At 65.8% G+C, this 23,867-nt stretch carries 26 protein-coding genes and 1 pseudogene; 15 read left to right on the top strand and 12 right to left on the bottom strand.

The features are described 5' to 3' along the window. Positions 1 to 441, bottom strand: a 441-nt coding sequence (locus tag VGH54_RS03385) for a nuclear transport factor 2 family protein (protein ID WP_331510520.1), incomplete at its 3' end; no start/stop codon positions are given. A gap of 213 nt (positions 442 to 654) precedes the next feature. On the opposite strand from VGH54_RS03385, the pseudogene VGH54_RS03390 reads away from it, so the two are divergent. From VGH54_RS03390 to VGH54_RS03400, 3 genes and pseudogenes are all read left to right on the top strand, one after another. Continuing rightward, positions 655 to 2,417: pseudogene (locus tag VGH54_RS03390) on the top strand (CocE/NonD family hydrolase). Positions 2,418 to 2,474: 57 nt separating this feature from the next. Further along, complete coding sequence (locus tag VGH54_RS03395) at positions 2,475 to 3,368, top strand: dienelactone hydrolase family protein (RefSeq protein WP_331510521.1); 894 nt, start codon at positions 2,475 to 2,477, stop codon at positions 3,366 to 3,368. A gap of 15 nt (positions 3,369 to 3,383) precedes the next feature. After that, the gene (locus tag VGH54_RS03400; RefSeq protein WP_331510523.1) at positions 3,384 to 4,253 is read left to right on the top strand and encodes an acyl-CoA thioesterase; all 870 of its coding nucleotides are present in this window, start codon (positions 3,384 to 3,386) and stop codon (positions 4,251 to 4,253) included. Here the strand turns inward: VGH54_RS03400 and VGH54_RS03405 are convergent. The 3 genes from VGH54_RS03405 to VGH54_RS03415 all read right to left on the bottom strand — a co-directional run bounded on the left by VGH54_RS03405 (position 4,250) and on the right by VGH54_RS03415 (position 6,606). Beyond that, a complete protein-coding gene (locus tag VGH54_RS03405; RefSeq protein WP_331510556.1) occupies positions 4,250 to 5,572 on the bottom strand; it encodes a cytochrome P450 in 1,323 nt (440 codons plus the stop codon). The two genes, VGH54_RS03400 and VGH54_RS03405, sit on opposite strands and share 4 nt — an antisense overlap. Before the next feature lie 75 nt (positions 5,573 to 5,647). Then, positions 5,648 to 6,154, bottom strand: coding sequence for a nuclear transport factor 2 family protein (locus VGH54_RS03410; RefSeq protein WP_331510525.1), 507 nt, complete (start codon positions 6,152 to 6,154; stop codon positions 5,648 to 5,650). Further along, a complete protein-coding gene (locus tag VGH54_RS03415; protein ID WP_331510527.1) occupies positions 6,151 to 6,606 on the bottom strand; it encodes an SRPBCC family protein in 456 nt (151 codons plus the stop codon). Before VGH54_RS03415 ends, VGH54_RS03410 begins: the two co-directional genes overlap by 4 nt. Positions 6,607 to 6,781: 175 nt before the next feature. Here VGH54_RS03415 and VGH54_RS03420 point away from each other — a divergent pair, with 175 nt between their 5' ends. Then, positions 6,782 to 7,279: a hypothetical protein gene (locus tag VGH54_RS03420; protein ID WP_331510528.1), complete on the top strand. Its 498-nt coding sequence runs from the start codon at positions 6,782 to 6,784 to the stop codon at positions 7,277 to 7,279. A gap of 36 nt (positions 7,280 to 7,315) precedes the next feature. After that, positions 7,316 to 7,885, top strand: coding sequence for a hypothetical protein (locus VGH54_RS03425; protein ID WP_331510529.1), 570 nt, complete (start codon positions 7,316 to 7,318; stop codon positions 7,883 to 7,885). Positions 7,886 to 7,950: 65 nt separating this feature from the next. Here VGH54_RS03425 and VGH54_RS03430 read toward each other — a convergent pair whose 3' ends face one another. After that, the gene (locus VGH54_RS03430) at positions 7,951 to 8,931 is read right to left on the bottom strand and encodes an alpha/beta hydrolase family protein (RefSeq protein WP_331510530.1); all 981 of its coding nucleotides are present in this window, start codon (positions 8,929 to 8,931) and stop codon (positions 7,951 to 7,953) included. Between the two features lie 349 nt (positions 8,932 to 9,280). On the opposite strand from VGH54_RS03430, the gene VGH54_RS03435 reads away from it, so the two are divergent. After that, complete coding sequence (locus VGH54_RS03435; RefSeq protein WP_331510532.1) at positions 9,281 to 10,483, top strand: DUF7159 family protein; 1,203 nt, start codon at positions 9,281 to 9,283, stop codon at positions 10,481 to 10,483. A gap of 21 nt (positions 10,484 to 10,504) precedes the next feature. On the opposite strand, the gene VGH54_RS03440 is transcribed toward VGH54_RS03435, so the two are convergent. The 4 genes from VGH54_RS03440 to VGH54_RS03455 are packed head-to-tail and all read right to left on the bottom strand — an operon-like array spanning position 10,505 to position 14,234. Next, on the bottom strand, positions 10,505 to 11,377 hold the full coding sequence (locus tag VGH54_RS03440; RefSeq protein ID WP_331510533.1) for an LLM class F420-dependent oxidoreductase: 873 nt from the start codon (positions 11,375 to 11,377) through the stop codon (positions 10,505 to 10,507). A gap of 14 nt (positions 11,378 to 11,391) precedes the next feature. Next, positions 11,392 to 11,952: a YceI family protein gene (locus VGH54_RS03445; protein ID WP_331510534.1), complete on the bottom strand. Its 561-nt coding sequence runs from the start codon at positions 11,950 to 11,952 to the stop codon at positions 11,392 to 11,394. Further along, positions 11,949 to 12,962, bottom strand: coding sequence for an alcohol dehydrogenase catalytic domain-containing protein (locus VGH54_RS03450; RefSeq protein WP_331510535.1), 1,014 nt, complete (start codon positions 12,960 to 12,962; stop codon positions 11,949 to 11,951). Before VGH54_RS03450 ends, VGH54_RS03445 begins: the two co-directional genes overlap by 4 nt. A 9-nt stretch (positions 12,963 to 12,971) precedes the next feature. Further along, positions 12,972 to 14,234, bottom strand: a complete 1,263-nt coding sequence (locus tag VGH54_RS03455; protein WP_331510536.1) for a cytochrome P450 — start codon at positions 14,232 to 14,234, stop codon at positions 12,972 to 12,974. Between the two features lie 206 nt (positions 14,235 to 14,440). Here VGH54_RS03455 and VGH54_RS03460 point away from each other — a divergent pair, with 206 nt between their 5' ends. From VGH54_RS03460 to VGH54_RS03470, 3 genes are all read left to right on the top strand, one after another. Beyond that, positions 14,441 to 15,034 carry a dihydrofolate reductase family protein gene (locus tag VGH54_RS03460; RefSeq protein ID WP_331510537.1) on the top strand — a complete coding sequence of 198 codons (594 nt, stop codon included), beginning with the start codon at positions 14,441 to 14,443 and terminating at the stop codon, positions 15,032 to 15,034. A 120-nt stretch (positions 15,035 to 15,154) separates the two neighbouring features. After that, complete coding sequence (locus VGH54_RS03465; protein WP_331510538.1) at positions 15,155 to 15,592, top strand: hypothetical protein; 438 nt, start codon at positions 15,155 to 15,157, stop codon at positions 15,590 to 15,592. A 29-nt stretch (positions 15,593 to 15,621) separates the two neighbouring features. Next, positions 15,622 to 15,837, top strand: a complete 216-nt coding sequence (locus VGH54_RS03470; RefSeq protein WP_331510539.1) for a hypothetical protein — start codon at positions 15,622 to 15,624, stop codon at positions 15,835 to 15,837. On the opposite strand, the gene VGH54_RS03475 is transcribed toward VGH54_RS03470, so the two are convergent. After that, entirely contained in the window at positions 15,838 to 16,968 is a 1,131-nt protein-coding gene (locus tag VGH54_RS03475) for a nitronate monooxygenase family protein (RefSeq protein ID WP_331510540.1), read from the bottom strand. 114 nt (positions 16,969 to 17,082) lie between these two features. Then, positions 17,083 to 17,556: a hypothetical protein gene (locus tag VGH54_RS03480; protein ID WP_331510541.1), complete on the bottom strand. Its 474-nt coding sequence runs from the start codon at positions 17,554 to 17,556 to the stop codon at positions 17,083 to 17,085. An 87-nt stretch (positions 17,557 to 17,643) separates the two neighbouring features. On the opposite strand from VGH54_RS03480, the gene VGH54_RS03485 reads away from it, so the two are divergent. Continuing rightward, a complete protein-coding gene (locus VGH54_RS03485; protein WP_331510542.1) occupies positions 17,644 to 18,381 on the top strand; it encodes a glucose 1-dehydrogenase in 738 nt (245 codons plus the stop codon). Positions 18,382 to 18,384: 3 nt separating this feature from the next. On the opposite strand, the gene VGH54_RS03490 is transcribed toward VGH54_RS03485, so the two are convergent. Continuing rightward, entirely contained in the window at positions 18,385 to 19,251 is an 867-nt protein-coding gene (locus VGH54_RS03490) for a TIGR03619 family F420-dependent LLM class oxidoreductase (protein WP_331510543.1), read from the bottom strand. A gap of 152 nt (positions 19,252 to 19,403) precedes the next feature. On the opposite strand from VGH54_RS03490, the gene VGH54_RS03495 reads away from it, so the two are divergent. The 5 genes from VGH54_RS03495 to VGH54_RS03515 are packed head-to-tail and all read left to right on the top strand — an operon-like array spanning position 19,404 to position 23,866. Continuing rightward, positions 19,404 to 20,582 (top strand): acyl-CoA dehydrogenase family protein, encoded by a 1,179-nt coding sequence (locus VGH54_RS03495; RefSeq protein WP_331510544.1) that lies wholly within the window; start codon positions 19,404 to 19,406, stop codon positions 20,580 to 20,582. Between the two features lie 11 nt (positions 20,583 to 20,593). Further along, positions 20,594 to 21,718 (top strand): acyl-CoA dehydrogenase family protein, encoded by a 1,125-nt coding sequence (locus VGH54_RS03500; RefSeq protein WP_331510545.1) that lies wholly within the window; start codon positions 20,594 to 20,596, stop codon positions 21,716 to 21,718. Continuing rightward, positions 21,715 to 22,215: a MaoC family dehydratase gene (locus VGH54_RS03505; protein WP_331510546.1), complete on the top strand. Its 501-nt coding sequence runs from the start codon at positions 21,715 to 21,717 to the stop codon at positions 22,213 to 22,215. The genes VGH54_RS03500 and VGH54_RS03505 overlap by 4 nt, the downstream gene beginning before the upstream one ends. Before the next feature lie 8 nt (positions 22,216 to 22,223). Next, positions 22,224 to 22,667 (top strand): MaoC/PaaZ C-terminal domain-containing protein, encoded by a 444-nt coding sequence (locus VGH54_RS03510; RefSeq protein ID WP_331510547.1) that lies wholly within the window; start codon positions 22,224 to 22,226, stop codon positions 22,665 to 22,667. Next, entirely contained in the window at positions 22,664 to 23,866 is a 1,203-nt protein-coding gene (locus VGH54_RS03515) for a thiolase family protein (protein ID WP_331510548.1), read from the top strand. Before VGH54_RS03510 ends, VGH54_RS03515 begins: the two co-directional genes overlap by 4 nt. Position 23,867 lies beyond the last annotated feature (1 nt).

Below are 23,867 nucleotides of genomic sequence, written 5' to 3' on the forward strand. Positions count from 1 at the left end.
GATCAGTCCTGTGGCGTCGAAAATCCACGACGTGTCGGCCACCGCGAGATCCTCCAGCCAGGTCGGGGGCGCCTGCGCGGTCATGCCACCCATGTCCCAATAGTCCTTCCACAGCGTCACTTTGCCGTCTTCGACGCGGTGGACCGAAACGAACTGCAGCACAGCCGTTTCGCCACTCTTCCAATTCCAGGTTTCTGAGTGCTCGTACATGACGTCGGAGCCGTTCGACACCAGAACCCCGTCGTGATTCTCGTAGCCTGCCAGCGGCTCGAGCCCGACCTTGAGTCGCTTGACGATGTCGTCGGGTCCGCGAGCGGCGAGGGTCGGGCCGACCGGCATATCGACATAGATGCAATCCGCGGACAGGAACTTTTTGACGGTGTCCCAGTCCCGGCCGGATAAGGCCTGCCACAGTCCGAGCACCGCTTTTTCAACCGACATGGACCAAGCCTGTCAGGCAACCCCCGCGCGTGACGTGGATCAGCGGATCTTTACAGTCTGGCCAGGCAATCATGCGTGCAGGAGGTGGGGATGCCAACGCTGCGATCACGACGCAAACATGCCCGCGAAACCAGTCCATCGCCGTTCTCGCCGCCCTGGACACCTAGAGCGGCTCAGTACGGGGCGGGCATTCACCACAATGTCGCGGTGCCGATGAGCGACGGTGTCGAGTTGCGGGTCGACATTCATCACCCCACCGAACCCGGCACCGACCGGCCCGCCGCCGGGCCGTTCCCCGTGCTGCTGTCGATGACGCCGTACGGCAAGAAGGCCCCGCCCCCGGCCGCCCAAATCGGTGGCGGCCCCACTCCGTATTTGATCAAGCGGGGCTACATCGAGGTGATGGTCGACGTCCGGGGTGCGGCGTCTCCGACGGTTCCTTTGAGATGTTCGGCGCACGGCAAGCACAAGACGGGGTTGAGCTGGTCGATTGGGCGTCCAAGTTGCCCAACGCCAACGGACGGGTCGGCATGTTCGGCGTGTCCTACCTGGCGATCAACCAATTGTTCACCGCCGCCGCCGTCGGGCCGAACTCGCCGCTCAAGGCGATCTTCCCGGTGATGGCCGCGCGCGACTTCTACCGCGACGCGGCGGCGATGGGCGGTGCGCCGCATCTGCGCACTGTGCGGGCCTACGGCGGGGTCTATCGGCTGCTCAACGTCGTCAACCCGGCGCTGGAGGTGATCAATCGCGGCAAGCATCCGCGGCCGCGGGCCGGCGGGATCGCCGGCGTGCGCAAGCGCGGACGCGATCAGCGCAGCTACTTCCGGCCATTGATCGCCGATGCCGTGGCCGGCGGTGACACAGCCTTCGACGAACAATTTTGGGACGCGCTGCGGCCCGCCACGGTGCTCCCGGACGTCGTCGCCAACAAGGTGGCGGTCTTCCTGGTGGGCGGCTGGCATGATGCCTTCCAGCGCGGCGCTCCGCTGAATTACGCCGCGCTGCAGAACGCCTACGCGGGGCGGCCCGACGAGCAGCCGATGCAACCCGGTCAGCCGGTGTCCGAGCAGCTGCGGCTGATGATGGGCCCCTGGTACCACGTCACCGACTACAGCGGGCTGCATCTCCACGCGCTGCAGCTGCGCTGGTTCGACTACTGGCTGAACGACGACGCCGAGGCCGAGATCTCCGGGGCGCCGCTGACCTTTCAGCCCATCGGCAGCTCGCGGTGGTTCCATGCCCGGGAATATCCGTTCCCCGCCGCGACACCGACCCGGTTCTATCTCTCCGATGCCGGCCGTCTGACCGCCGACAATGCGCCTGAAACCTCCACGGCCACAGTCAAATACGTCGGCCGCGGTCCCGTGGCCGGCCGGAGCGTCGAGCAGTGGACGCTCGGAATGACAAGCTTCATCCGCGCCCAGCGCGGGGGAAACACCCGCTACGACCAGGACAACCGGCGAGTGCAGCGCGGCGCGCTCACCTACACCACCGAGGCCTTCGCTACGCCGAAGTTGATCGCCGGACCGATCACGCTGACCCTGCATGCGACCGCGGACACCACCGAGTCGCTGTGGGTCGCCCACATTGACGACGTTGCGCCCGACGGCGGATGCCGACCGCTGACCCAGGGCGCGCTGCTGGGTTCGCATCGTGCGCTGGACCCGGACCGCACCTGGTATCTGGCCGACGGCACCGTGCTCAAGCCGCATCACATCAGCACTCGGTCAGCCGTCAAACCGGTGGTGCCCGGCGAATTGACCCGCTGCGACATCGAGGTCTTCCCGACCGCCGCGCTGCTGGAGTCGGGTCACCGGCTGCGACTCACAGTGACCACGTTCGACTTCCCGCACCTCGTCCCGACCGTGCCCGCCCGACGCGCGCTGGCCGGCGGCACCTATCAGCTGCACCAAGGTGGGCCGACTCCGTCGCATCTGCTGATCCCGGTGGCCGACCCGGACAACTTCGACTGACCCAGTGCGGCAGCGCCATCCGGGCAGGTGGACAGATTGTGGCGCATACTCGCCATGATGACTTCGCTACAGCAATACATCGCCGAGGAAATCGCCACCGATCACGTCGACGGATTGCTGACCAGACGTGAAGCGTTCCGACGCCTGGCGCTGCTCGGGCTCGGCGCCGGTGCTGCGGCCTCGTTGATCGCGGCCTGCGACGACAAGCCAAGCCAACCCCTTCACTCGCACTCGGGCGAGGGAGTGGAGCCGCCGGGCGCCAAGCAGGCCCTGCCCACCGAGCCGATCACCTGGGCCGGTCCGCGTGGCGAACTTCAAGGTGCCTGGGCGCAGGCCCACAACGCCCGTCGCGGGGTGCTGGTCATTCATGAGAACAAGGGGCTCAACGACTGGGTCCGGTCGGTGGCCGAACGGTTCGCCGGAGCCGGGTACTCGGCGCTGGCGATCGACCTGCTGTCCGAGGAAGGCGGGACCGGACAGTTCGACGACCCGGCGAAGGCGACCGCCGCACTGGCCGCGGCGCCGCAGGATCGGTTCATCGCCGATCTGAATTCCGGCGTCCACGAACTGCAGAACCGGGTCCCTGGCGGAAAACTCGCAGTCGTCGGATTCTGCTTCGGCGGCGGGCTGGTGTGGCAGCTACTGGCCTCGCACACAGCACGCTTGTCGGCTGCGGTGCCGTTCTACGGTCCGCTTCCCGACAGTCCCGACTTCAGCGGCGACAAGTCCACTGCCGTGCTGGCGTTTTACGGCGCCCTGGACAAGCGCGTCACGGATTCGGAGCCGGCGGCCAAAGCCGCGCTCGAGCGCGCCGGGCTGATCCACGACATCGTGGTCGAACCCGACGCCGACCATGCGTTTTTCAACAACACCGGACCGCGCTACAACGCGGCCGCCGCCGAGGACGCCTGGCGGCGGGTGCTGGAGTGGTTTGGCCGCTACCTGTCTTAGCGGCATGATGCGTGCGTGACCTCTCCGCCGCCCGTCATCACGCTGAGCCAACTCCTCGACACCCTCGACCTCGAACAGGTCAACGCGGAGTTCTTCGTCGGAAATCAGATCGACGAAATCGGGCATCACATCTCCGGCGGCCACATCGCGGCACAGGCTCTGATGGCAGCCAGTCGCACCGTGCCTGAGCGCTTACCGCACAGCATGCACATGTATTTCCTTCGGCCCGGTGACGCTCGTCATCCGGTCGACTTCGAAGTCACAGCGCTGCATGACGGCGGCACCTTCTCAGCCCGGCGCGTGACGGCCCGCCAGTTCGGCTCGGTATTGCTCGAAGGCATCGCGTCGTTCAGTAAGTCCGTTGAAAGCGCTGTCTACCAGCAACTTCCACCGGATCTAGCGGATCCTGAATCCATACCGACCTTCGCCGAGCAGCACCGCGACTACGCCCACGAACGCGGTGGCTGGTGGGTGCGCGAGCAGCCGATCGACTGGCGATACGTGGATCCGTCGGCACGGCTGGCATCCGACATGGCCGAGTCGCCGGCAAGCATTCGAATGTGGTGGCGTCCCAACGGCGTTGCTCCCGCCGACCCGGTAGTCGCCAGCTGCCTGGCTGTCTTCGTCGCGGGCCGCACACTGCTTGAGTCGGCAATGATCGCGCGCGGCACGACGCCACTGGGACCGGGCTTCTCGGCTCTGATGGATCTGGCAGTGTGGTTCCATCACCCGCCGGACCTGTCGGATTGGCAACTCTACGAGCAGCATTCACCGAGCGGCATCGGCGGTCGAGGATTGGCACAGGGCACCATGTTCAACCGCACCGGTCAGCTGGTGTGCACCATGACGCTGGAATGCTACTTCGGCGGAAAGGCGAGCGGCTAGCGCGTGGCCATCGACCTGGCCGGACCCAAGGCGACCGGCAGCGTCGACCACCCGTGCAGAACCCGGGTGTCCCGGCGGCTGCCCGCGCCGGCAGAGCGCACGTCGGGGAAGCGATCGAAAAACGATCGCAATCCCACTTCGCCCTCGGCCCGAGCCAAAGCCGCGCCCAGGCAGAAGTGCCGACCGCCGGAGAACGCCAGATGTTTGCCGGCGTTGTCGCGTTCGATGTCGAACGCGTTCGGGTCGGCGAAAACGGCCGGATCGCGGTTGGCCGCGGCAACGTACACGATGACCAATTCCCCTTGGCTGACCGGGTGGCCCGCTATCACGGTGTCGTTCAACGCGATCCGGGCCGTCAATTGGACGGGCGATTCCAGCCGCAGGATCTCTTCGACGGCGTTGGGCCACAGCTCGGGCCGCTGACTGAGCGTCCGCAGATGCTCGGGATTGTCGAGCAGCAAGCGAATCCCGTTGCCCAGCAGGTTGACTGTGGTCTCGAATCCGGCTGCCAAGACCAGACCGGCGACCGCCCGAAGCTCGTCGCGATCGAGATATGTTTCCGACGAACCACTTTCGGCCTTACGAATCAGCTGGGTCATCAGATCGTCACCGGGGGCGCGGCGCAGCTTGTCCAGATGGGTGTCCAGCCAGAAATTGAAGCCGGCGATCCCGCGCTGCACGCGCCGGTACTGCGGCCAGGGCAGCCCGAAATCCAGGCTGGGCGCGGCGAGTTCACCGAACTCGAGAATGCGCTGACGATCGCCGTCCGGCACGCCCAGGATGTCGCTGATGATCGCCACCGGCAGCTGGGCGCAGTAGCGGTCGACGACGTCGACGACGCCCGGCTCGCGAGAAAGCTCGTCCAGCAACGACTCCGCGGTCCGCTCGACTCCGTCCCGCAGTGCCGAAACCGCGCGATGGGTGAACACCGACGACACCGTCTTGCGGTAGCGGGTGTGGTCCGGCGGTTCGACGGCCAGCAGTGACGGCGGACGCAGGGGATGCAGTAGGTCATCGCGAACGCGACCCTCGAGCCACCGCAACGGCGCGGGCAGGTTCGATCCGATCGACAGCACACTGAAGTCATCGGAACGCAGCAACTCGTGCCCGATCGCATGGTCTGCGGTGATGTAGCCGATCCGGGATCGCACCAGCGGACCGCGGGACCGCACCTCCTCGTAGAACGGCACCGGGTTCGCTTTGACGGTCGGGTCGGCGATCAAGCGGGCCTGCAGGTCCCCCCGTCGCGCGCCGATCGAGGCGCCGCCGCGGACAAAGCCGTGCAGCGCCAGCCAATGCAACCTCTGCTTGAGTGCGATCTCCACGGGTGAGCCCCTCCACATCGTCGCGCGGTGCTTGTCCCAAAGCCTACGGCCCAGAGCGGAGGTCGGCCGTCAGCCCAATTCCCAGTTCATGTTTTTCGCGAACGCGATCGCGTCGTCGCTGGCATTGCCCAACGTGTAACTCCGCTGGATGTACTCGCGCACCATCGGCAGGAAGTTCATCGGGTTGTAGGCGTCTTCCTCATAACTCCACAAGTCGTCGCCGGCGTATTTCATCACCGACAGATTGGCGGCCTGGTGGATGCTCCCGTCGCCGGGATCGCGCATCTGGTTCTGGAACTCGCAGAACACCCAGCCGCGCTCGACGTCGATGGAGTGCCAGGACGTCGGATAGAACGGCATCTCGCTGCCGGGAAAGACGTTCATTGTCGAGACAATCCAGTCGCGGATCTGCTCGCGGCCATGCATCGTTCCGTAGGTGTGCTCGACGTAGGTTGCGTCCTCGGTGAATTGGTCGGCGAAGCGTGACCAGTCCCAACTGGAACCGATCTCTACGACGACTTGCCTATGGCGCTCGAAAGCCGATTCGATCTCGTCGCGCGACCACTGTCCATTCATGCCTCGGCCACATCCTTGATGCGATGCAATGTTTTGGTCATATCCCTGACGTTTCGTCGTTGACGCAGGAAGCCGCCGAACAGCCAGAAGTAGAGGCCGACAAACGGCGAGGACGCCATCCGGAATGATTCGGTGACGTCGGTACCGTCGCCCGACGGCGCCAGCCGATAGTGCCAGTTGTTCACCGCTCGATCGCCCACGAGCACCTCGAAACCGAATTCCCGGCCGGGCTCGCAGGCGGTGACGCGGCAGACTGTCCAGTACACCGGGCCGATCTCGTTGCGCTTGACGTGGCCGCGGAATCGCGCGCCCAGCGCGGGCCCAGTCGCTCCGTCGAGCCATTCGGCTTCGAAGACTTCGGGGGAGTATCTGCCGATGTTTCGGACGTCGGCGACCAGGTCCCAAATCTTGTCCGCCGGTGCCGCCATATGAACTGTCGCAGAGCCCTGCATGGGCTGATCCAAGCATGCTCGCGGCCGGCGGGTGCGCGGAAATGCCGATGTTCAACGAGTCCCGTCATTGTGCGCCACACGGATATTCAGAAACTGTACGAAAAGCCGGTACCTTGTCCAGACGATGGATCCGCGCTAGCGTTTCGACGTCTCCAATCAAGATTCGGACGGAGTGATGATCATCGACGATTCGTTCCACAGCACAAAGCGCTCCAAGAACGACGGGGGACCGGATGACGGCGAGGCGCCGGTCATCGTCAGCTTGGTCGAGGCCGCAATGCAGATGTTCTCCGCTGCGATCGACGCCTTGCCCGACATCAAAGATCCAGAGTTCTCCGCACGCGCGAACGTGATCCTGTCCGGTCTACGGAAACTGCAGACGGCACTCACTAAAGCAGCGTCTCGCGGTCGGGCGACTCCGTCAGTCATCGTGTCCCTCAGCGGAGTTCGGACACGCTATGACGACCTGATGGCGATGGCGTCCGAGGCGCCGGGCGCGACGTTGGGCCAGCAGCTCTATGTCGTTCGCCGGCGCGCGAAACTCTCGGCGCAGGAAACCGCGAACGGCGCGGGACTCACGCCCGAGCTGCTCGACGCCATCGAGGCCGAGGAGATCCCGACCGACGAAGAAGCGGCCCGGATCAAAGAACTCCTCGCGGCTCTGGGGGGCTGACGCCACCACGTGGCTTAGCTCGGTTAGTGGTCACCCATGACTGACGGCCGCGACACGTCCGACATCCGCTCGCCCTCAGTACGGGCGGTGATCGCTGCCGTCCTGTCGACTGCCGTCCTCGTCGGTGCGGCCTTTCTGGCGATCAACCGACTGCACTCGTCGGCGGCCAACGCTGTGGAACACCCCGGTCCTACCGCCACCGACGCGCAGACTCAAAGCGAGGTCGTCGAGCAAGCGAAAGACATCGTCGCAATCGCGGCTCTTCAGCAGCCGACGGCCAGCTACCTCTTGATGTCGTGCAAAGACCACGACAGCCCGCCCTATCAGGGAGCGGTCTACCTGGACTTTCAGCTGCCGCCCGACGTCAGCGCGGACCAGTATTTCCGGACCATCGCGGCGGCTATGGTTGCGCACGGCTGGCGTGAGGGTTTACCACCCAACCAACACATGTTCGGCAGAAATCTGTCGAAAGACGGCGTCAACGCGCTCCTCTACCCGGATCGCGACTCGACGACGCACGGCATCGGCCGTATCTACGGCCAGTGTCACGACATGAACAGTCACCGCGGGGCGGCGTGGATCGATGTCACCGAACGACTGCATTAACCAGGGCGGCAACAGAAAACCGGGCTTGACGGGATTCCGTCAAGCCCGGTTTTGCTCTGCAGGTCTCAGCCGGCGTGCGCGCCCAGCGCGCCCTGCAGATCGGGCTTCATGGCGTTCAACTGCGCTCCCCAGTACTCCCAACTGTGGGTGCCGTAGGGCGGGAAGTTGAAGACGGCATTGTGACCGCCCGCGGCGTTGTAGGCGTCCTGGAACTTCTTGTTGACGCCGATCATGAAATTGCTCTCGAGGAACGTGGCCGGCAAGTTGGCGCCGCCCAGTTCATTCGGAGTCCCGTTGCCGCAGTACACCCAGAGCCGGGTGTTGTTGGCCACGAGTTGGCCGACGTTGACCGTGGGGTCGTTGCGTTGCCACGCGGGGTCGCTGTCGGGCCCCCACATATCTTCCTTCTTGTAGCCGCCGGCATCACCCATCGCCAGGCCTATCGCGCCCTGCCCGGTGGACGGGCTGAGGTAGCCGGACAGCGAACCGGCGTAGATGAACTGCCCCGGGTGATAGATCGCCAGATTCATTGCAGATGCACCGGCCATCGAGATGCCAACCGCCGCACTGCCGGTCGCCTTGACACTCTTCTGCGACGACAGATAGCCGGGCAGTTCGCTGCTCAGGAAGGTTTCCCAGTTGTAGGTCAAGCAGCCGGACTTGCCGCAGGCCGGCCTGTACCAGTTGGTGTAGAAGCTGGACTGGCCGCCCACCGGCATGACGATCGCCAGCCCGGACTGGTAGTACCACTCGAAGGCCGGGGTGTTGATGTCCCAGCCGTTGTAGTCATCCTGGGCGCGCAGGCCGTCCAGCAGATACACGGCTGGCGCGTTGGTCCCACCCGGCTGGAATTGGACCTTGATGCTGCGACCCATCGACGCCGACGGCACTTGCAGATACTCGACGGGAAGGCCGGGCCGGGAGAACGCCCCCGCTGTCGGCGCCTCGCCGACGAGGCCGATCAGGCCCGGTAGGGCGGCGGCCGCGATCGTGGCGATAGTCAGTCGCCGCAGCCAGCCACCCAGTTTCTCGTTTACGCATCCCATATGAACCCCTTGTCGACGGCGTTGCGCGCTACCGGAAACCTACCGTGCGGTCGTCCATATGTCGATCAAGACGCAAACGTGTCTGGTTACCGTGCCGACCGCTGCCACCTGCGCGGACCTCGCGTAATGCGGGCCGAACGGCGATTCGTGGCAACATTTTGCGGCCTCACGACATTGCACACGCGTCAATCCCCGGTCGCCTTTCAGCGCCGCGACCGCGTAGGCTCACCCGGGGTAGACCGACGAGACCACGCTGTCCCGGTCCTTCCGCCGCTCACGAACCAGCGCTCTGACTCGTCTGGTCGCTGCTTGCGGCGCACGGGCATTGGGCCGCGATTGAGGTGCAGATTTGGATACGGTACTTGGGCTGTCGCTGACATCGACATCAGTCGGCTGGGTCCTGGTGGAAGGCCGTGACGCCGACGGAACCACCCTCGATCACGACGATTTCGACGTGCCCCCCGCCAATGGAGTCCAGGCGGTCCACACTTCGGAACAGGCCAGCGCGGCCGTGCTGGAAGCGCAGGCCGCCGCCGCTGGCGATGACCAACGACTTCACGTCGTCGGCGTCACCTGGAGCGACGAAGCGGCAGCAGAATCCGCGCTGCTGCTGGAGTCGTTGACCGACGCCGGTTTCGACAATGTCGTCCCGGTCCGCTTACACGACGCGTGCGAGCTGCTCGCCTGCGCGATCGCTCCGGTCGTCGGCTACGACCAAGCCGCCGTGTGCGTGCTGGACGGTGAGTCGACGATCGTGGTGATGGTCGACAACGACGGCGCCGAGCCGCGGACGGCCATCAGGCAGTTGTCTGGTGGGCCCGATCATCTGGTGCACTGGTTGACCACGCTGTTCGACCGCAGCTCATGGCAGCCAAGCGGCATCGTGATCGTCGGTGCCGAAGACGAACTCGACGCGTTGTCAACGCGTCTCGAAGCAGCGGTGCCGGTCCCGGTCATCTCCCAGCCGGGCGCCGAGTTGGTACTGGCGCGTGGAGCCGCACTCGCGTCAGCTCAGAGCACCGAATTCACCGACGCCGAGATGCTCGAGACCGTGAATAGCTGGCGACAGGACCACGACGCCTCGCGGCAACGTCCGTATGCCGGAGCGTTGACGATGCTGGGCGCCGGAGCGGTCACGTTCGTCGCATCGCTGTCGCTCGCGATGGGTCAGCACCTTGTGCCCCACCATGCACCCGACCCGGTCCGGCCGGCGGCTCACTGGGCCGCGCCCGCCCCGGTCGCCGAGGCCCCGGCTCCGCGACCGGTCGCGGTCGAGACCCCGGCGGCCCGCCCGGCCCCCAAGCCTGCGGCGGAGCAAGTGCCGGCGTCTCAGCAGCAGCCCGTCGCCGCTCAGGCGCCGGCCAACGTGCCCGTAGCCGCGCCGGTTCCGCCGCCCGTGGCACCACCACCTCCGGTGGCACCTCCGCCGCCGGAAGAGCCGCCCAACCCGCACCCGCTGCTGACGAAGTTGCTCGAACGCCTGCACGGACAGGCGCCCGACCAGCAGCAGCCGCCGCCACAGCCTCCACCGCCCGGAGCTCCGTCACCCTAGCGTCGGCGGCCAAGCGCAGCGTTAACCCGTGATATCGCTCGCAATTTCGGCGGCCGTGGTCAATGCGGCGAGGTGCTGATCGACTGATGCCAGCCCGGCGTCCATGGTGTTGATCGACACGTGCGATGCGCCCGCGTCCGCCCAGATTCGCAAGCCCTCCGCCAAGTCCTCGGCGCTGCCGTTCCAGGACACCTGGCCCTGCATGCCGATCTGCGCGGGGTCTCGGCCGGCCTCCCTCGCCGCCTGCGCCACCTGCTGACGCGCCCGCTCGAGCTTGGTTCCAGGACCGACCATCGGGAACCAGCCGTCACCGAGCCGCCCGGCGCGGCGCAACGCCGGCGGGGATGACGCTCCGAACCACACCGGAATCGGCCGCTGTACCGGCAGCGGCGCCAGCCCGGCGCCGGTCACGTGGTGATAGCTGCCGCTGAAGGTGACGCTGGGCTCGGTCCACAGCCTGCGCATCAACTCAACCTGTTCGTCGCAGCGTTTGCCCCGCGTCGAAAAGTCTTCTCCGAGAGCCTCATACTCGACCGCGTTCCAGCCGAGTCCGACTCCCAGGCGCAGCCGGCCGCCGCTGAGAAGGTCCACTTCGGCGGCCTGCTTGGCGACCAAAACGGTCTGACGCTGCGGCAGGATGACGACGCAGGTGATCAACTCCAAAGAGGTGGTGATCGCAGCGAGGTAGCCGAAGGTCACCAGCGGCTCGTGGAACGTGGTGTGCAGGTCGTAGGGGCCGTTCCAGCCGGCGTGGACATCCGGGTCGGCTCCCACGACGTGGTCGTAGGCGAGCAGGTGAGCAAACCCAAGCGCCTCGGCATGCTCGGCGTAGGATCGGACGGCACCCGCGTCAGCGCCAATCTCGGTCTGCGGGAACACCACTCCGATCCGCATCGCGACTCCCTTCGTCAGAATTCTTTGGCGCACTCGGCCGTAAACAACACGGTGACATCGTCGGCGACTTTCAAGGAACCCAACAGCTGCGAGTACGGCTTGATTCCGAAGTCGGATTGCCGGACCGTGGTTTCGCTGGACAGCCACCAGCTGCCATCCAGGTCATCGGTGCGCACTTCCACGGTCTGTGCCCGGGTCTTGCCGTGGATGGCCAACGTCCCGGTCAACCGGTAGCCGTCGTCCGTCTTCTCAATAGTCTCGGCGGAGAAGCTGATTAGCGGGAATCGACGAGCGTCCAGCGAGCGTAAAGCGTTGCTGCGCACCAGGATCTTCTCCGGGCCGGACAACGGGGTCAGGCCACCCTCGCCGCGCACCACCTCGAGCGAACCGACGTCGACCGTCAATTCCGCGCTGACCGGCTGGTCGGAATCCCACTGGGTCGTCGCCTGCCAGCTGCGCATCGCGATCGTCAGCCGATGCCCCATCTGCGCGGCGCGACCGGCGACGCCGGTATGGATCAGCAGCTCACCGTGGGAGCCGTCAAGGCTCCACACCGCGCTGTCGTGCTGGGTCAAACCGTCAACACGGTGCGGTAGTGCGCCCGGCCCTGCTCCAGTGCCGCATAGCCTTCCGCGGCCTGCGCCAGCGGCAGCTCTTCGATCCAGGCCCGCACGCCGGTCTGCACCGCGAATTTCATGGTGTCTTCGATCTCGCTGGCAGTCCCAGACGGATGTCCGACGATGCTGAGCCCCGGTGTGATCAGTTGCAGCGGGCTGATCGGCAGCGGCTCAGGGGTGACCCCGATGGTGATGAGCTCACCCCGGGGTTGCAAGCCGCCGACCGTCGCGGCCATGGCCTTCGATGCTCCTGCGGTGCCCAGCACCACAGCGACCCCGCCGAGGTCGTTCAACGCTTCGGCGACGTCGCCGTCGGTGGCGTCGACGTAGTGATGTGCGCCCTGCTTGATCGCGTCATCCTTTTTGGCGGTGCCGCGATTGATCGCGATGGTCTCGAAACCCATTGCTCGAGAGAACTGGATACCGAGGTGGCCGAGTCCGCCGACACCGAGGATCGCGACCCGATCACCCGGCAACGCGCTGGTGTGACGCAGCGCGTTGTAGGTCGTCACACCGGCGCAGCCCATCGGAGCGGCTTCCGCGTCGGAGAGTTCCGCGGGGATGCGGGCCAGCGCGGTGGCCGGCACGGTCACCGATTCGGCGTAGCCGCCGGGGTAGTGCCAACCTGGCACCTTGCCGTTCACACAGTGGATGAACAGGCCCTTGCGACACTGTGCGCAGTGATTGCAGTTGCCACCGAACCAGCCGACGGCGACGCGGTCACCGACCGCGAAATCCTCGACGCCCGGGCCGATTTCGGCGATCGTGCCGGCGATTTCGTGGCCGAGAGTCAACGGCCATGACAGGCCGGGGAAGTCACCGGAAACAAAGTGGGCGTCGGTGCCGCAGATGCCGCAGGCCCCGACGCTGACCCGCACTTCGCCGCGCGCTGGCGGCGTGGTCTCGACCTCGGCGAGCTCCAGCGGCGCGCCCGCGGACTTAACGTGAACTGCTTTATGTGACGGCATAGCCGTAGCCTAAGGCGCGACAGGGCATTTCGCCGAGGCATCGCTGTGGTAATCGACCTGCCAGTGCTTGATGCCGTTGAGCCAGCCTGAACGGAGGCGCTGGGGAGTGCCGACCGACTCCAGATTGGGCATCGCGTCGGCGATCGCATTGAACATCAGGTCGATCGTCATTCGCGCCAGGTTGGCCCCGATGCAGTAGTGCGCGCCGGTGCCGCCGAAGCCCACGTGCGGATTCGGGTCACGCAGGATGTTGAAGGTGAACGGGTCGTCGAACACCTCCTCGTCGAAATTGGCTGAGCGATAGACCATTACGACGCGCTGACCCTTCTTGATTTGTACGCCGGACAGCTCGTAGTCCTCGAGCGCGGTCCGCTGGAACGACGTGACCGGCGTAGCCCACCGAACGATCTCGTCCGCGGCGGTGGCCGGACGTTCCTTCTTGTACAGCTCCCATTGATCGGGGAAGTCGGTGAAGGCCATCATGCCCTGGGTGATCGAGTTGCGAGTGGTCTCATTGCCGGCGACGGAAAGCAGGATGACAAAGAAACCGAACTCGTCGTCGGAGAGCTTGTGACCGTCGACGTCGGCCTCGATCAGCTTGGTGACGATGTCGGGACCGGGGTTCGCGGCCCGGTCGGCGGCCATTTGCATGGCGTACATGATCAGTTGGATCGAGGCGTCTATCGCGTCGTTGTTCTCGAACTCGGGGTCCTGGTCGCCGACCATCTGGTTGGACCAGTGGAACAGCTTCATCCGGTCTTCCTGCGGCACACCCAGCAGGCCGGCGATGGCTTGCAGCGGAAGCTCGCACGACACCTGTTCGACGAAGTCGCCGGATCCCTGAGCCGCGGCGTTTTCCACGATCTGCCGAGCCCGTTCGCGCAGGTCGTCGCGCAGCCGCTCGACGGCCCGGGGGGTGAAGCCGCGGGAGATGATCTTGCGCAAGTGGGTGTGCTGGGGCGCGTCCATGTTCAGCATGACGAACTTGCCGCGTTCGATCTGCTCGCCGACCGTGCCGTCTTTGTAGCGCGGCAGCGCCGTCTTCTGCAGGCTGGAGAAGACGTCGCTGCGCCGCGAAATCTCCTTGACGTCTTTGTGTTTGGACACCACCCAAAAGCCGCCGTCGTCGAATCCGCCCGCCCCCAATGGCTGCTCGTTCCACCAGATCGGCGCGGTCCGTCGCAGCTCGGCCAGTTCCTCAACCGGCAGTCGCTCGGCATGGACGTCGGGGTCGGTGAAATCGAATCCGGAAGGAAGATTCGGAGTCGGCATCAGTGGCACTCCTATGAGTGAAAACGACTTGGATATGACGCGTTCTGGCCCAGTAAAGCACCGCGACACCCGAGATGGAACGGCTTCTCGACGGATTCGCCGATGATGGATTGGAACGTGTTCTCGCCTTGGGCTCCGATGAGTTTCGGCCGGGTGCATGGTCTGGATCTTGTAGCCACGCAGAGGGACCAGGAAAGGAATCGACAATGCGCATCGTTGTCAGTGATTTCATCAGCCTCGACGGTGTCGTGCAGGCGCCGGGCGGTCCGGAGGAGGACGTCGACGGCGAATTCCGGCACGGCGGATGGTCGATGCCGTACTTCGATCCGGACAGCATGGGCCCCGCGGTCGGCGAAATCATGGCCACAACCGAGGCGCTGCTGTTCGGCCGGCGTACCTGGCAGACGATGGCCGCAGCGTGGCCCGACCGGGCGGGTGATCCGTTCGCCGACCGGATGAACGAGATACCGAAGTACGTGGCGTCGCGGACGCTCAGTCAACCGGACCTCAGCTGGTCCGGCTCGACTCTGCTGCCGGCCGACGACGCCATCGGGGCCGTGCGCGAACTGCGCGCACGCGAGGGCCAGGCGCTGCAAGTGATGGGCAGTGCATCGTTGGCCGCGCAGTTGATCGCGCACGGACTGGTCGACGAATACCGGCTGATGATCGAGCCGATCCTGCTGGGCGGCGGCAAGCGATTGTTTCCCGACGATGGCTCCGCCCATCCGCTCGAGCTCGTTTCGGCGACGACGGCCGCTACCGGTGTTCTGATCTGCACTTACCGGCCTGCTGACCGCTGACCGGGCTCGGCATGCCGTCGCGCGAAACAGCCTTGTGGCGCCGGTGGCACTGACTATGCTTGCCTGCAGGTCACGGGGCCCGTGAGATGGCCCCGATTACGCAACCATCGAAGGTGGGTCATGATTCGCGAACTGCTCATCGCCACAGCGATCACGGGTGCGGCTGTCGGCTTGGCCCCGGCCGCCGTTGCCGACCCCGGGCAATACGACGGCGATGTGCCGGGGATGAACTACGACGCATCGCTGGGTGCGCCGTGCGACAACTACGAGCGGTTCATCTTCGGGCGCGGCCCCGGCGGTCAGGCCGAGGCCTGCCACTTCATCATCAACCAGTTCCCGGCAGCGCAGACGGGGTACTGGGTGATCACCTACCCGCTGTACGGGGTGCAGCAGGTCGGCGCCAAGTGCGACAACCCGCGGGGAGCATCGGCCCAGTCACCCGACGGACAACCGATGCTGTGCACCGAACACGGCTGGCAGATCGGCCAGCGGACCGGCGGCGGGGCTCCGAACGGTATCGGCGGCGGCTTCCCAGCCGACACGGGTGTCACCCAGTAACCGCTTCACCGACAGAGGAGAAGACAACAATGGCCTTCAGGCCGAAAGACGCGATCGACGCCGCCCGGGACATCGTGCAGAACGCCGTCGAGCGTTCCTCGGACATCGTCGAAAACGCCGGTCACATCATCAAAGGTGACATCGCCGGCGGAACCGGCGACATCGTGCACAACTCGATCGACATCGCCACCTACGCCGTCGAGCGCACCAAAGAGGTCTTCACCGGCCCGCCGGACGACGAGTAATCAGACGGACGCCGCGGCGTTCAGCTCGTCGAGCCGGTTGGTCGCTTCCAGGTACTCCTGCACCCAACGTTCGATGACGGTCGACGTCTTCTCAACCTTGGAGAACTGCCCGACGACCTGACCGACCGGGTTGAATGCGACGTCGACGGATTCGTTGGGGAATCTGTTGGTCGCCCGCACCGCCATGCCGGAAACCATGTACTGCAACGGCATTCCGAGCGGCTTCGGGTTGTCCGGCGCCTCCCAGGCCTCGGTCCAGTCGTTGCGCAGCATTCGGGCCGGCTTCCCGGTGAACGAGCGGCTGCGCACGGTGTCGCGGCTGCCCGCCTTGACGTAGGCGGCCTGCTGCACCGGGGTGTTCGAGGACTCCTCGACCATCAACCACTGCGAGCCGGTCCACGCGCCCTGGCAGCCCAACGCCAGAGCCGCGGCGATCTGCTGGCCGCTGCCGATGCCACCCGCGCCAAGGACGGGGACCGGGGCCACCTCCTTGACGACCTGGGGCCATAGCACAATTGAGCCCACCTCGCCGCAATGCCCACCGGCCTCGCCACCCTGGGCGATGATGATGTCGACACCCGCGTCGGCGTGCTTGCGGGCCTGCGACGGGGAGCCGCACAGCGCAGCGACTTTTAGTCCGGCGTCGTGGATGTGCTTGATCATCTCGGCCGGCGGCGTGCCGAGCGCGTTGGCGATCATCTTCACTTTCGGGTGCTGGAGCGCCACCTCGACCTGAGGAGTGGCCGTCGCCTCGGTCCAGCCGAGCAATTGCAGGCTGTCGCCGTCGCTGTCCTCGATCGGCACTCCGTGGTCGGCGAGGATTTTCTTTCCGAAGTCCAAGTGCTCCTGGGGCACCATCTTGCGCAATGTCTCGGCAAGGTCCTCGGCGGACAGACGCGAATCCATGCCCTCGTACTTGTTGGGGATCACGATGTCGACCCCGTACGGATGGTCGCCGATGTTCTCGTCGATCCACTTGAGCTCGATCTCGAGCTGCTCGGGAGTGAAGCCGACCGCACCCAGCACGCCGAATCCGCCGGCCTTGCTCACCGCGACGACGACATCGCGGCAGTGCGTGAACGCGAAGATCGGAAACTCGATGCCGAGTTCGTCGCAGATGGGAGTGTGCATGCCTGATCCTTACCTGGTTGCTTACAGCGGCGTAGGCGAACTGGAACGTGTTCTAGTTTAGTACGGATCCGGACGGCTGTAACCACCCGGGCATGAGCGCTTCGCGCGGACCGTTCAGAACACGGCGTCGTGGACCACCCACAGCACCAGAAACGCTGACATGCAGACCGCGCACGCCAGATGATCACGCCAGATGGACCGTGCCAGGGCTGTCTGGGCGGGTCGGCTGCCAGAACGGCCGCCGAGTCGAACGGCATTGGGCACCGTATGCGTCGCGGCCAGCAGAATCGGCGCACCCGCCAGCACAATCGACACCGCCACCAGCCAGACCGGGTCGTGCCCTCGGACCGCCCGGAACCCCAACGCGCCCAGCAACACCACCATGACCACCGCGATGAGGTGGCTCATCGGTCGCGATTCGGTGACCGCACGCCGGTAGTAGCGCGCGATGGAATCCAGCACCGACTCGGGCAGCTCACCGCCGGGATGCCGGTCCGCGAGCACCTGAGCATCGAACATGAGGTCCATCCACAGCACGGCTAAGAGGAACCCGCTGCATGCGGTCAATAGGGAGGTCGTAGCACTCATCGTGTGATTGTTTCCCAGTTCGCGATCGCCGTAGGGCCGGTGGAACAAGTTCTAATTTCATGCCCGGCTGCGGTAGCGTGACGCCGCATGGGACGAGTGGACGGAAAAGTTGCTTTGATCAGCGGCGGCGCTCGGGGGATGGGCGCTGCCCACGCTCGCGCACTGGTCAACGAGGGCGCCAAGGTCGTGATCGGCGACATCCTCGACGATGACGGCAAGAAACTTGCCGAAGAGATCGGCGACGCGGCGCGCTACGTCCACCTCGACGTCACCCAGCCCGAAGAGTGGGACGCCGCGGTGTCCACCGCGGTCAACGACTTCGGCAAGCTGAACGTCCTCGTCAACAACGCCGGCATCGTGGCACTCGGCCAGCTCGGACAGTTCAACGTGGACAAGTGGAACAAGGTCATCGACGTCAACCTGAACGGGACGTTCCACGGCATCCAGGCCGTCGTCGAGCCGATGAAGGCCGCTGGCGGCGGCTCCATCATCAATGTGTCGTCGATCGAGGGCCTGCGCGGCGCCGTCATGGTGCACCCGTACGTCGCTTCCAAGTGGGCGGTCCGCGGCCTGACCAAATCCGCTGCGCTCGAACTCGCCTCGCAGAACATCCGGGTCAACTCCATCCACCCGGGATTCATCCGCACCCCGATGACCAAGCATTTCCCCGACGACATGGTCACCGTCCCACTTGGCCGGCCCGGCGTCTCCGAGGAGGTCGCCACCTTCGTGCTGTTCCTGGCCAGCGACGAATCGTCGTACTCGACCGGGGCTGAGTTCGTGATGGACGGCGGACTGGTCAACGACGTCCCGCACAAGTTCTAACCGCTACCGGCACTTGTCGACGACGGTCTCGGCGAACCGCTCGATCGCGGCGCGGCAGCCCTCGCGGTCGTCTGGCCCGACATCTTCGCCCATCCATGGCGCGCACATCACCGCGGTGACGCCGAGGTCTTCGGCGCGTCGGTAGAGGTCAGCCGACGGCACCTCGAGAAGCGCCAGCATGATGTCGAACGGCTCGCCGGCCCGCCCGTACTCGCGTCGCAGCGCGGTCAACTTCTGCACGTAACGAACCGCGTCGTCCCAGACGTACGCCGTGCCGACCCACCCGTCGCACAGTCGGGCGGCGCGGCGCAACGCCACCTCCGATTCGCCGCCGCACAAGATCGGCACCGGCGTCGCGGGGTGCGGCTCGAGCATCAACTCGGGTACCTGGTAATGCCGACCATTCCACGACACCCAGCCGCCCTGCCACAGCGCGCGCAACGCCGGGATCATTTCGTCGAGCCGCTTTCCGCGGGTGCTGAAATCCTGTCCCAGCAGGTCGAATTCCTCGCGCATCCAGCCGGCGCCGACGGCCAGGGACACCCGACCGCCAGAAATGACCGACGCGGTCGCCACCTGTTTGGCCACCTCCACCAGCGGGCGGGACGGGGCGACGTAGATGGCGTTGGAAAAGCGCAACTGTCGGGTAATCGACGACATCGCACCGATCATGATCCAGGAATCCGGCCACGCCGTCTCCGGCGGCCACGGCGGACGACCGGCGGGTGACGGGTACGGCGACGTCAGGTTGCGTGGATAGATCAGGTGATCGGCACAGATCACCCCGTCGTAGCCACACTCATCCAGCATTCGCGCGATCGCCAGCGCGTCTGCCGTCTCCATAAACGGTGTGCCAGACCAGAACTGCATCAGGCGCCCATTTCGTGTCCGGCCAGACTGGCGGCAATCTCCGCGAGGGCGGCCGACACCGACTGCAGATCCTCGAGGGGCACGTCGTAAGACTTTAGGTTCGTTTTCGCAATTGCGGGCGCAAGCATCGAGAACCCGCTAGGAAAAGGATGGTGGATTTCGAACTCGACGGGGCGCAGGACGCCTGGCTGGCCGAGGTGCGCGCGTTCCTTACTGAGAACGTCACCCCGGCGCTGCGATCCGAACTGGCCGAGCACGGCCAGGAATTGCCCGACCGGGAGGTCGCGGCATTCCGGCGCAGGATCGGCGAGCGGGGCTGGTTCGGGCTGAACTGGCCTTCGGAGTACGGCGGTCTGGGACTCGGCGCCGTCTATCAGCACCTGCTGATGCGCGAGTTCGAGTATTGGGGCGTCCCGGGTCCGGACCTCACGGTGACATCGGTCGCGCCGATGATCATGCGGCACGGCACCGAACAGAACAAGCTCGAGTTCCTTCCGCCGATCGCGCGCGGCGAGCTGATCTGCGCGGTCGGCTACTCCGAGCCCGAAGCGGGCACCGATCTGGCCAGTTTGCGCACCCGGGCGGTGCAAGACGGCGACGAATGGGTCATCACCGGCTCCAAGATCTGGAACAGCGTCGCAAACCGTGCCACGCATGAATGGCTCTGTGTGCGAACCGATCCCAGTGCGGCTCGGCACCGCGGCATCTCGGTGATCATGGTTCCGATGAATCTGCCCGGGATAGAAATTCGTCCGCTCTACGCATGGTCGGGGTATCGCACCAACGAAGTGTTCTTCGACGCGGTACGAGTGCCCGTCGGCAACTTGATCGGGGAACTCAATCGAGGCTGGACCTACATCACCGGCGCGCTGGATCTCGAGCGAGGCGCGCTGACCAATGCGGGGGATCTGCGCCGGGCACTCGACGAACTGAACGAGCTGGCCGGCCGGCCGCGACGCGACGGTTCGGTGCCCTTACAGATCGCCGGCTTCCGCCGCCGTCTCGCCCAAGCGGAAGCGGATGTTGAGGCGGCCATGCTGATGGGGTATCAGGCGGCCTCGTTGCTGGACAGCGGAGTGATCCCCACCGTGGAGGTCAGCGTCGAGAAAGTGTTCAGCAGCGAATTACGCCAGCGGATCGCCGATTTGGCCATCGACCTGCTCGGCCCCGACGGCTTGTTGGCGTACCGCAGCCCCGGGGCGCCCGAGGACGGGAAATTCGAACGGCTCTACCGGGTGTCACCGCTGATGCGGTTCGGCGGCGGCACCAACGAGGTACTTCGCGACGTGATCGCGCAGCGTGGCCACGGCATGCCGTCCTACGGACGCTGACGGCCGGCATCGTGAACCTGCTGGCCGATCAGGACGAGCGAGACCTGGCGTCGATGCTCGCCGCGCTGTTCGCCGCCGAGTGCCCTACGAGCCTGGTCCGCGAACTTCGCGACGCGGACCCGCGCTCGATGCCCGCCCGGCTGTGGAAGGCGTTGGCAGACGCCGGCGTTTTCGGCCTGTTGCTCCCGCAGGAATACGGCGGCGCCGGCGGCGCGCTGTCGGACCTAGGCATCTTCTGCCTCGAGGCGGGCCGCGGCCTGTGCCCGACGATCGTGCACGGCACCGTGCAGGCCGCTCTGGCCATCCAGCTGCTCGGCGGACCCGCCCAGCATGCGGCGTGGCTACCGTCGCTGGCCAACGGAAACATCAGTGCCACAACATGTTTATGGGGTCCACGTAATGCCGCAGTGACCACACCGACGCTGCGTGTGCGTTCGGAGGCTTGGGGCGGCTGGCGACTCAGCGGCGCGGTCGACTTCGTCGCGGACGCCGACCTGGCCGACCACCTCGTCGTGTCGGCAGCCGCGGCGGGGGAGCGGATCATGGCGTTCGTCGTGCCGTTGACCGCGGCGGGCCTGTGGATCGACCCGCTGCGGTTGATGGGCGGGCACCGCACATTCCGGATCGGATTCGACGATGTCGAGGTGATTGATCCCGCGGCGGTGCTGGATGGGGCCGACGGTGCGGGCCTGGCCGAACAAGACCTGCGCCGGATAGCCAACGCCGCAGTGGCGTTGCTATCGCTGGACCTGGTCGGCGTCGGTGAGGCTGTGCTGCAGCGCACGGTCGATTACACGATGGCGCGCAAGCAGTTCGGCCGACCGATCGCGTCCTTTCAGGCCGCACAGCATCTGGTGGCGAATATGCATATCGCGCTGGCCGCGGCGCGGCTCGCCGCACATTCGGCGGTGTTCTGGATCGGGAAGGGCCACACCGCCACCCGTCAGACCGCGATTGCCCGTATGCATGCGGCGACCGCGGCGAAACTGATCACGCTCGACGCGCACCAATTGCATGGCGGCATGGGCTATGTGGTCGAGACCGATCTGCATTTGTTCTCCGAGCGGGCCCGAGTGTTGTCGACGCTGGGCGGCGGGCCCGATGTCGCGGCGACGTGGCTGGAGGACCAGGCGTGAACGAACAGAGTCTAATCGACGCCGAATCGGCGTCACGAGTGGGAACGGTAGCGGCCACCGCAACGGGTGAAGTCAACCGGCGCGATTGGCAACGATGGGCCGCGGCAGTCGGTGATCACAATCCACTGTGGTTCGACCCCGAATACGCTCGTGCCCAAGGCTATCGCGACATCATCTGCCCACCGCTCTACCTCCAGTACACCATTCTGGGAGTCACGCCGTTGGACGGGTTGCGGCCGGATGGCTCGTCCGGAGCCGTGTCGGGCAGCCTTGCTTTTCCCCGTGCTCCCAAGCGCATGGCCGGCGGGGAGAGCACCACGTTTCACGGGCCGGCGTACCACCGCGACGAGATCGAGATGGTGCGGACGATCGAGTCGATCGTGGAGAAGCAAGGCCGCTCCGGCAGGTTCGTTCTGGTCACCTGGCGAACCGTGTACCGCAACCAGCGGACAGAATTGGTCGCTGAGGCAACAACATCGATGATCGCCCGACCCTAGGGAGCGCTGTGGCCCGCGAGCAGATCTTCTACGAGGACGTCCACCCGGGCGACACCTTGCCGGCGCTGGCGGTGACGGCCGATGAAAGGCAGTTGTTCTTCTTCAGCGCCGCGACGTACAACGGCCACCGGATCCACTACGACAAGGACTGGGCGCGAACGGTCGAGGGTTATGACGACGTCATCGTGCAGGGTCCGCTGCAGGCCGCACTGCTGGCCCGCGCCATTACCGACTGGATCGGCGGGCGTGGCCGATTGGTGGAGTACTCGGTGCAGAACCGGGCCGTCGCCAGACCCGGCGAGGAGCTGAACTTCGGCGGATCGGTGACCGCAAAGCGGCTGGGGGACAACGTCGGTCTGGTCGACCTGGAAATCGCCGGGCGGCGCGGCGACACCGTGCTGATGCCAGGCACCGCCACGGTTGCACTGCCGCTGCGCGGAGACCAGCCGTGACGGGCCTGCGGGGCGATGCCGCGATCATCGGGATCGCCGAACTGCCAGCCGAGCGCAAGCAATCCCGCCCACCGTCGTTCACCCTCGACCAGTATGCGCTGCTGGCCAAGATGGTTGTCGACGATGCCGGTGTGGACCCCGCGGTGGTCAATGGCCTGGTATGCCACGGCTTGGCCGAATCCGACATGTTCGCACCCGCCACCCTCGCCGAATATCTGGGTCTGCCGGTGAATTTCGGTGAACGCGTCGACCTTGGCGGCGCCACATCCGCCGGGATGGTGTGGCGCGCAGCCGTCGCCGTCGAGCTCGGGCTGTGCGACGCGGTGCTCGCGGTCGTGCCCGGTTCGGCGGTGCTGCCGACGTCGACACGCCACCCACCGTCGCCGCCCGGGTGGCACGGCGCGTCGAGCAACAAGTACGGCTCACCACAGGCCGAGTTCGAAATTCCGTACGGCAACGTGGGCCAGAACGGACCTTACGCGCAGATCGCGCAGCGGTACGCCGCCCTCTTCGGTTACGACGCAACAGCTCTGGCGAAAATTGCGGTCGACCAGCGTGCGAATGCGTGCGCGCATCCAGGCGCGGTGTTTCACGGCAAGCCCATCACCGTCGACGACGTTCTGGCCAGCCCGATGATCGCCGATCCGATCCACATGCTGGAGACGGTGATGCGGGTGCAGGGCGGTGTAGGTGTCCTGGTCGCCAACGCCGACATAGCCAGCCGTGCCCGTCACCGGCCGGTGTGGATCAAGGGATTCGGCGAGCACATCGCCTTCAAGACGGCGACCTACGCCGAAGACTTGATGACGACGCCGATCGCGCGCGCCGCCGAACACGCTTTCGCGATGGCAGGCCTCGCCCCCTCAGCCGTCGACATGGCATCATTCTACGACTGCTACACCATCACCGTCTTGATGACCCTCGAAGACGCCGGTTTCTGCGGCAAGGGCGAAGGGATGGCCTGGGTCAACGAGCGAGACCTGACTTTTGCGGGCGACTTTCCGCTCAACACCGCGGGCGGGCAGCTCTCATTCGGGCAAGCCGGAATGGCCGGCGGCATGCACCACGTGGTCGATGCCGCGCGTCAGGTGATGGGCCGGGCCGCCGCGGCGCAGGTCGCCGACTGCAATCACGCATTCGTCAGCGGCACCGGCGGGATCATGAGTGAACAAGTTGCGCTGGTACTGGGTGGTGCCTGAG

The organism is Mycobacterium sp. (genome assembly GCF_036488105.1).
Classification (GTDB): domain Bacteria; phylum Actinomycetota; class Actinomycetes; order Mycobacteriales; family Mycobacteriaceae; genus Mycobacterium.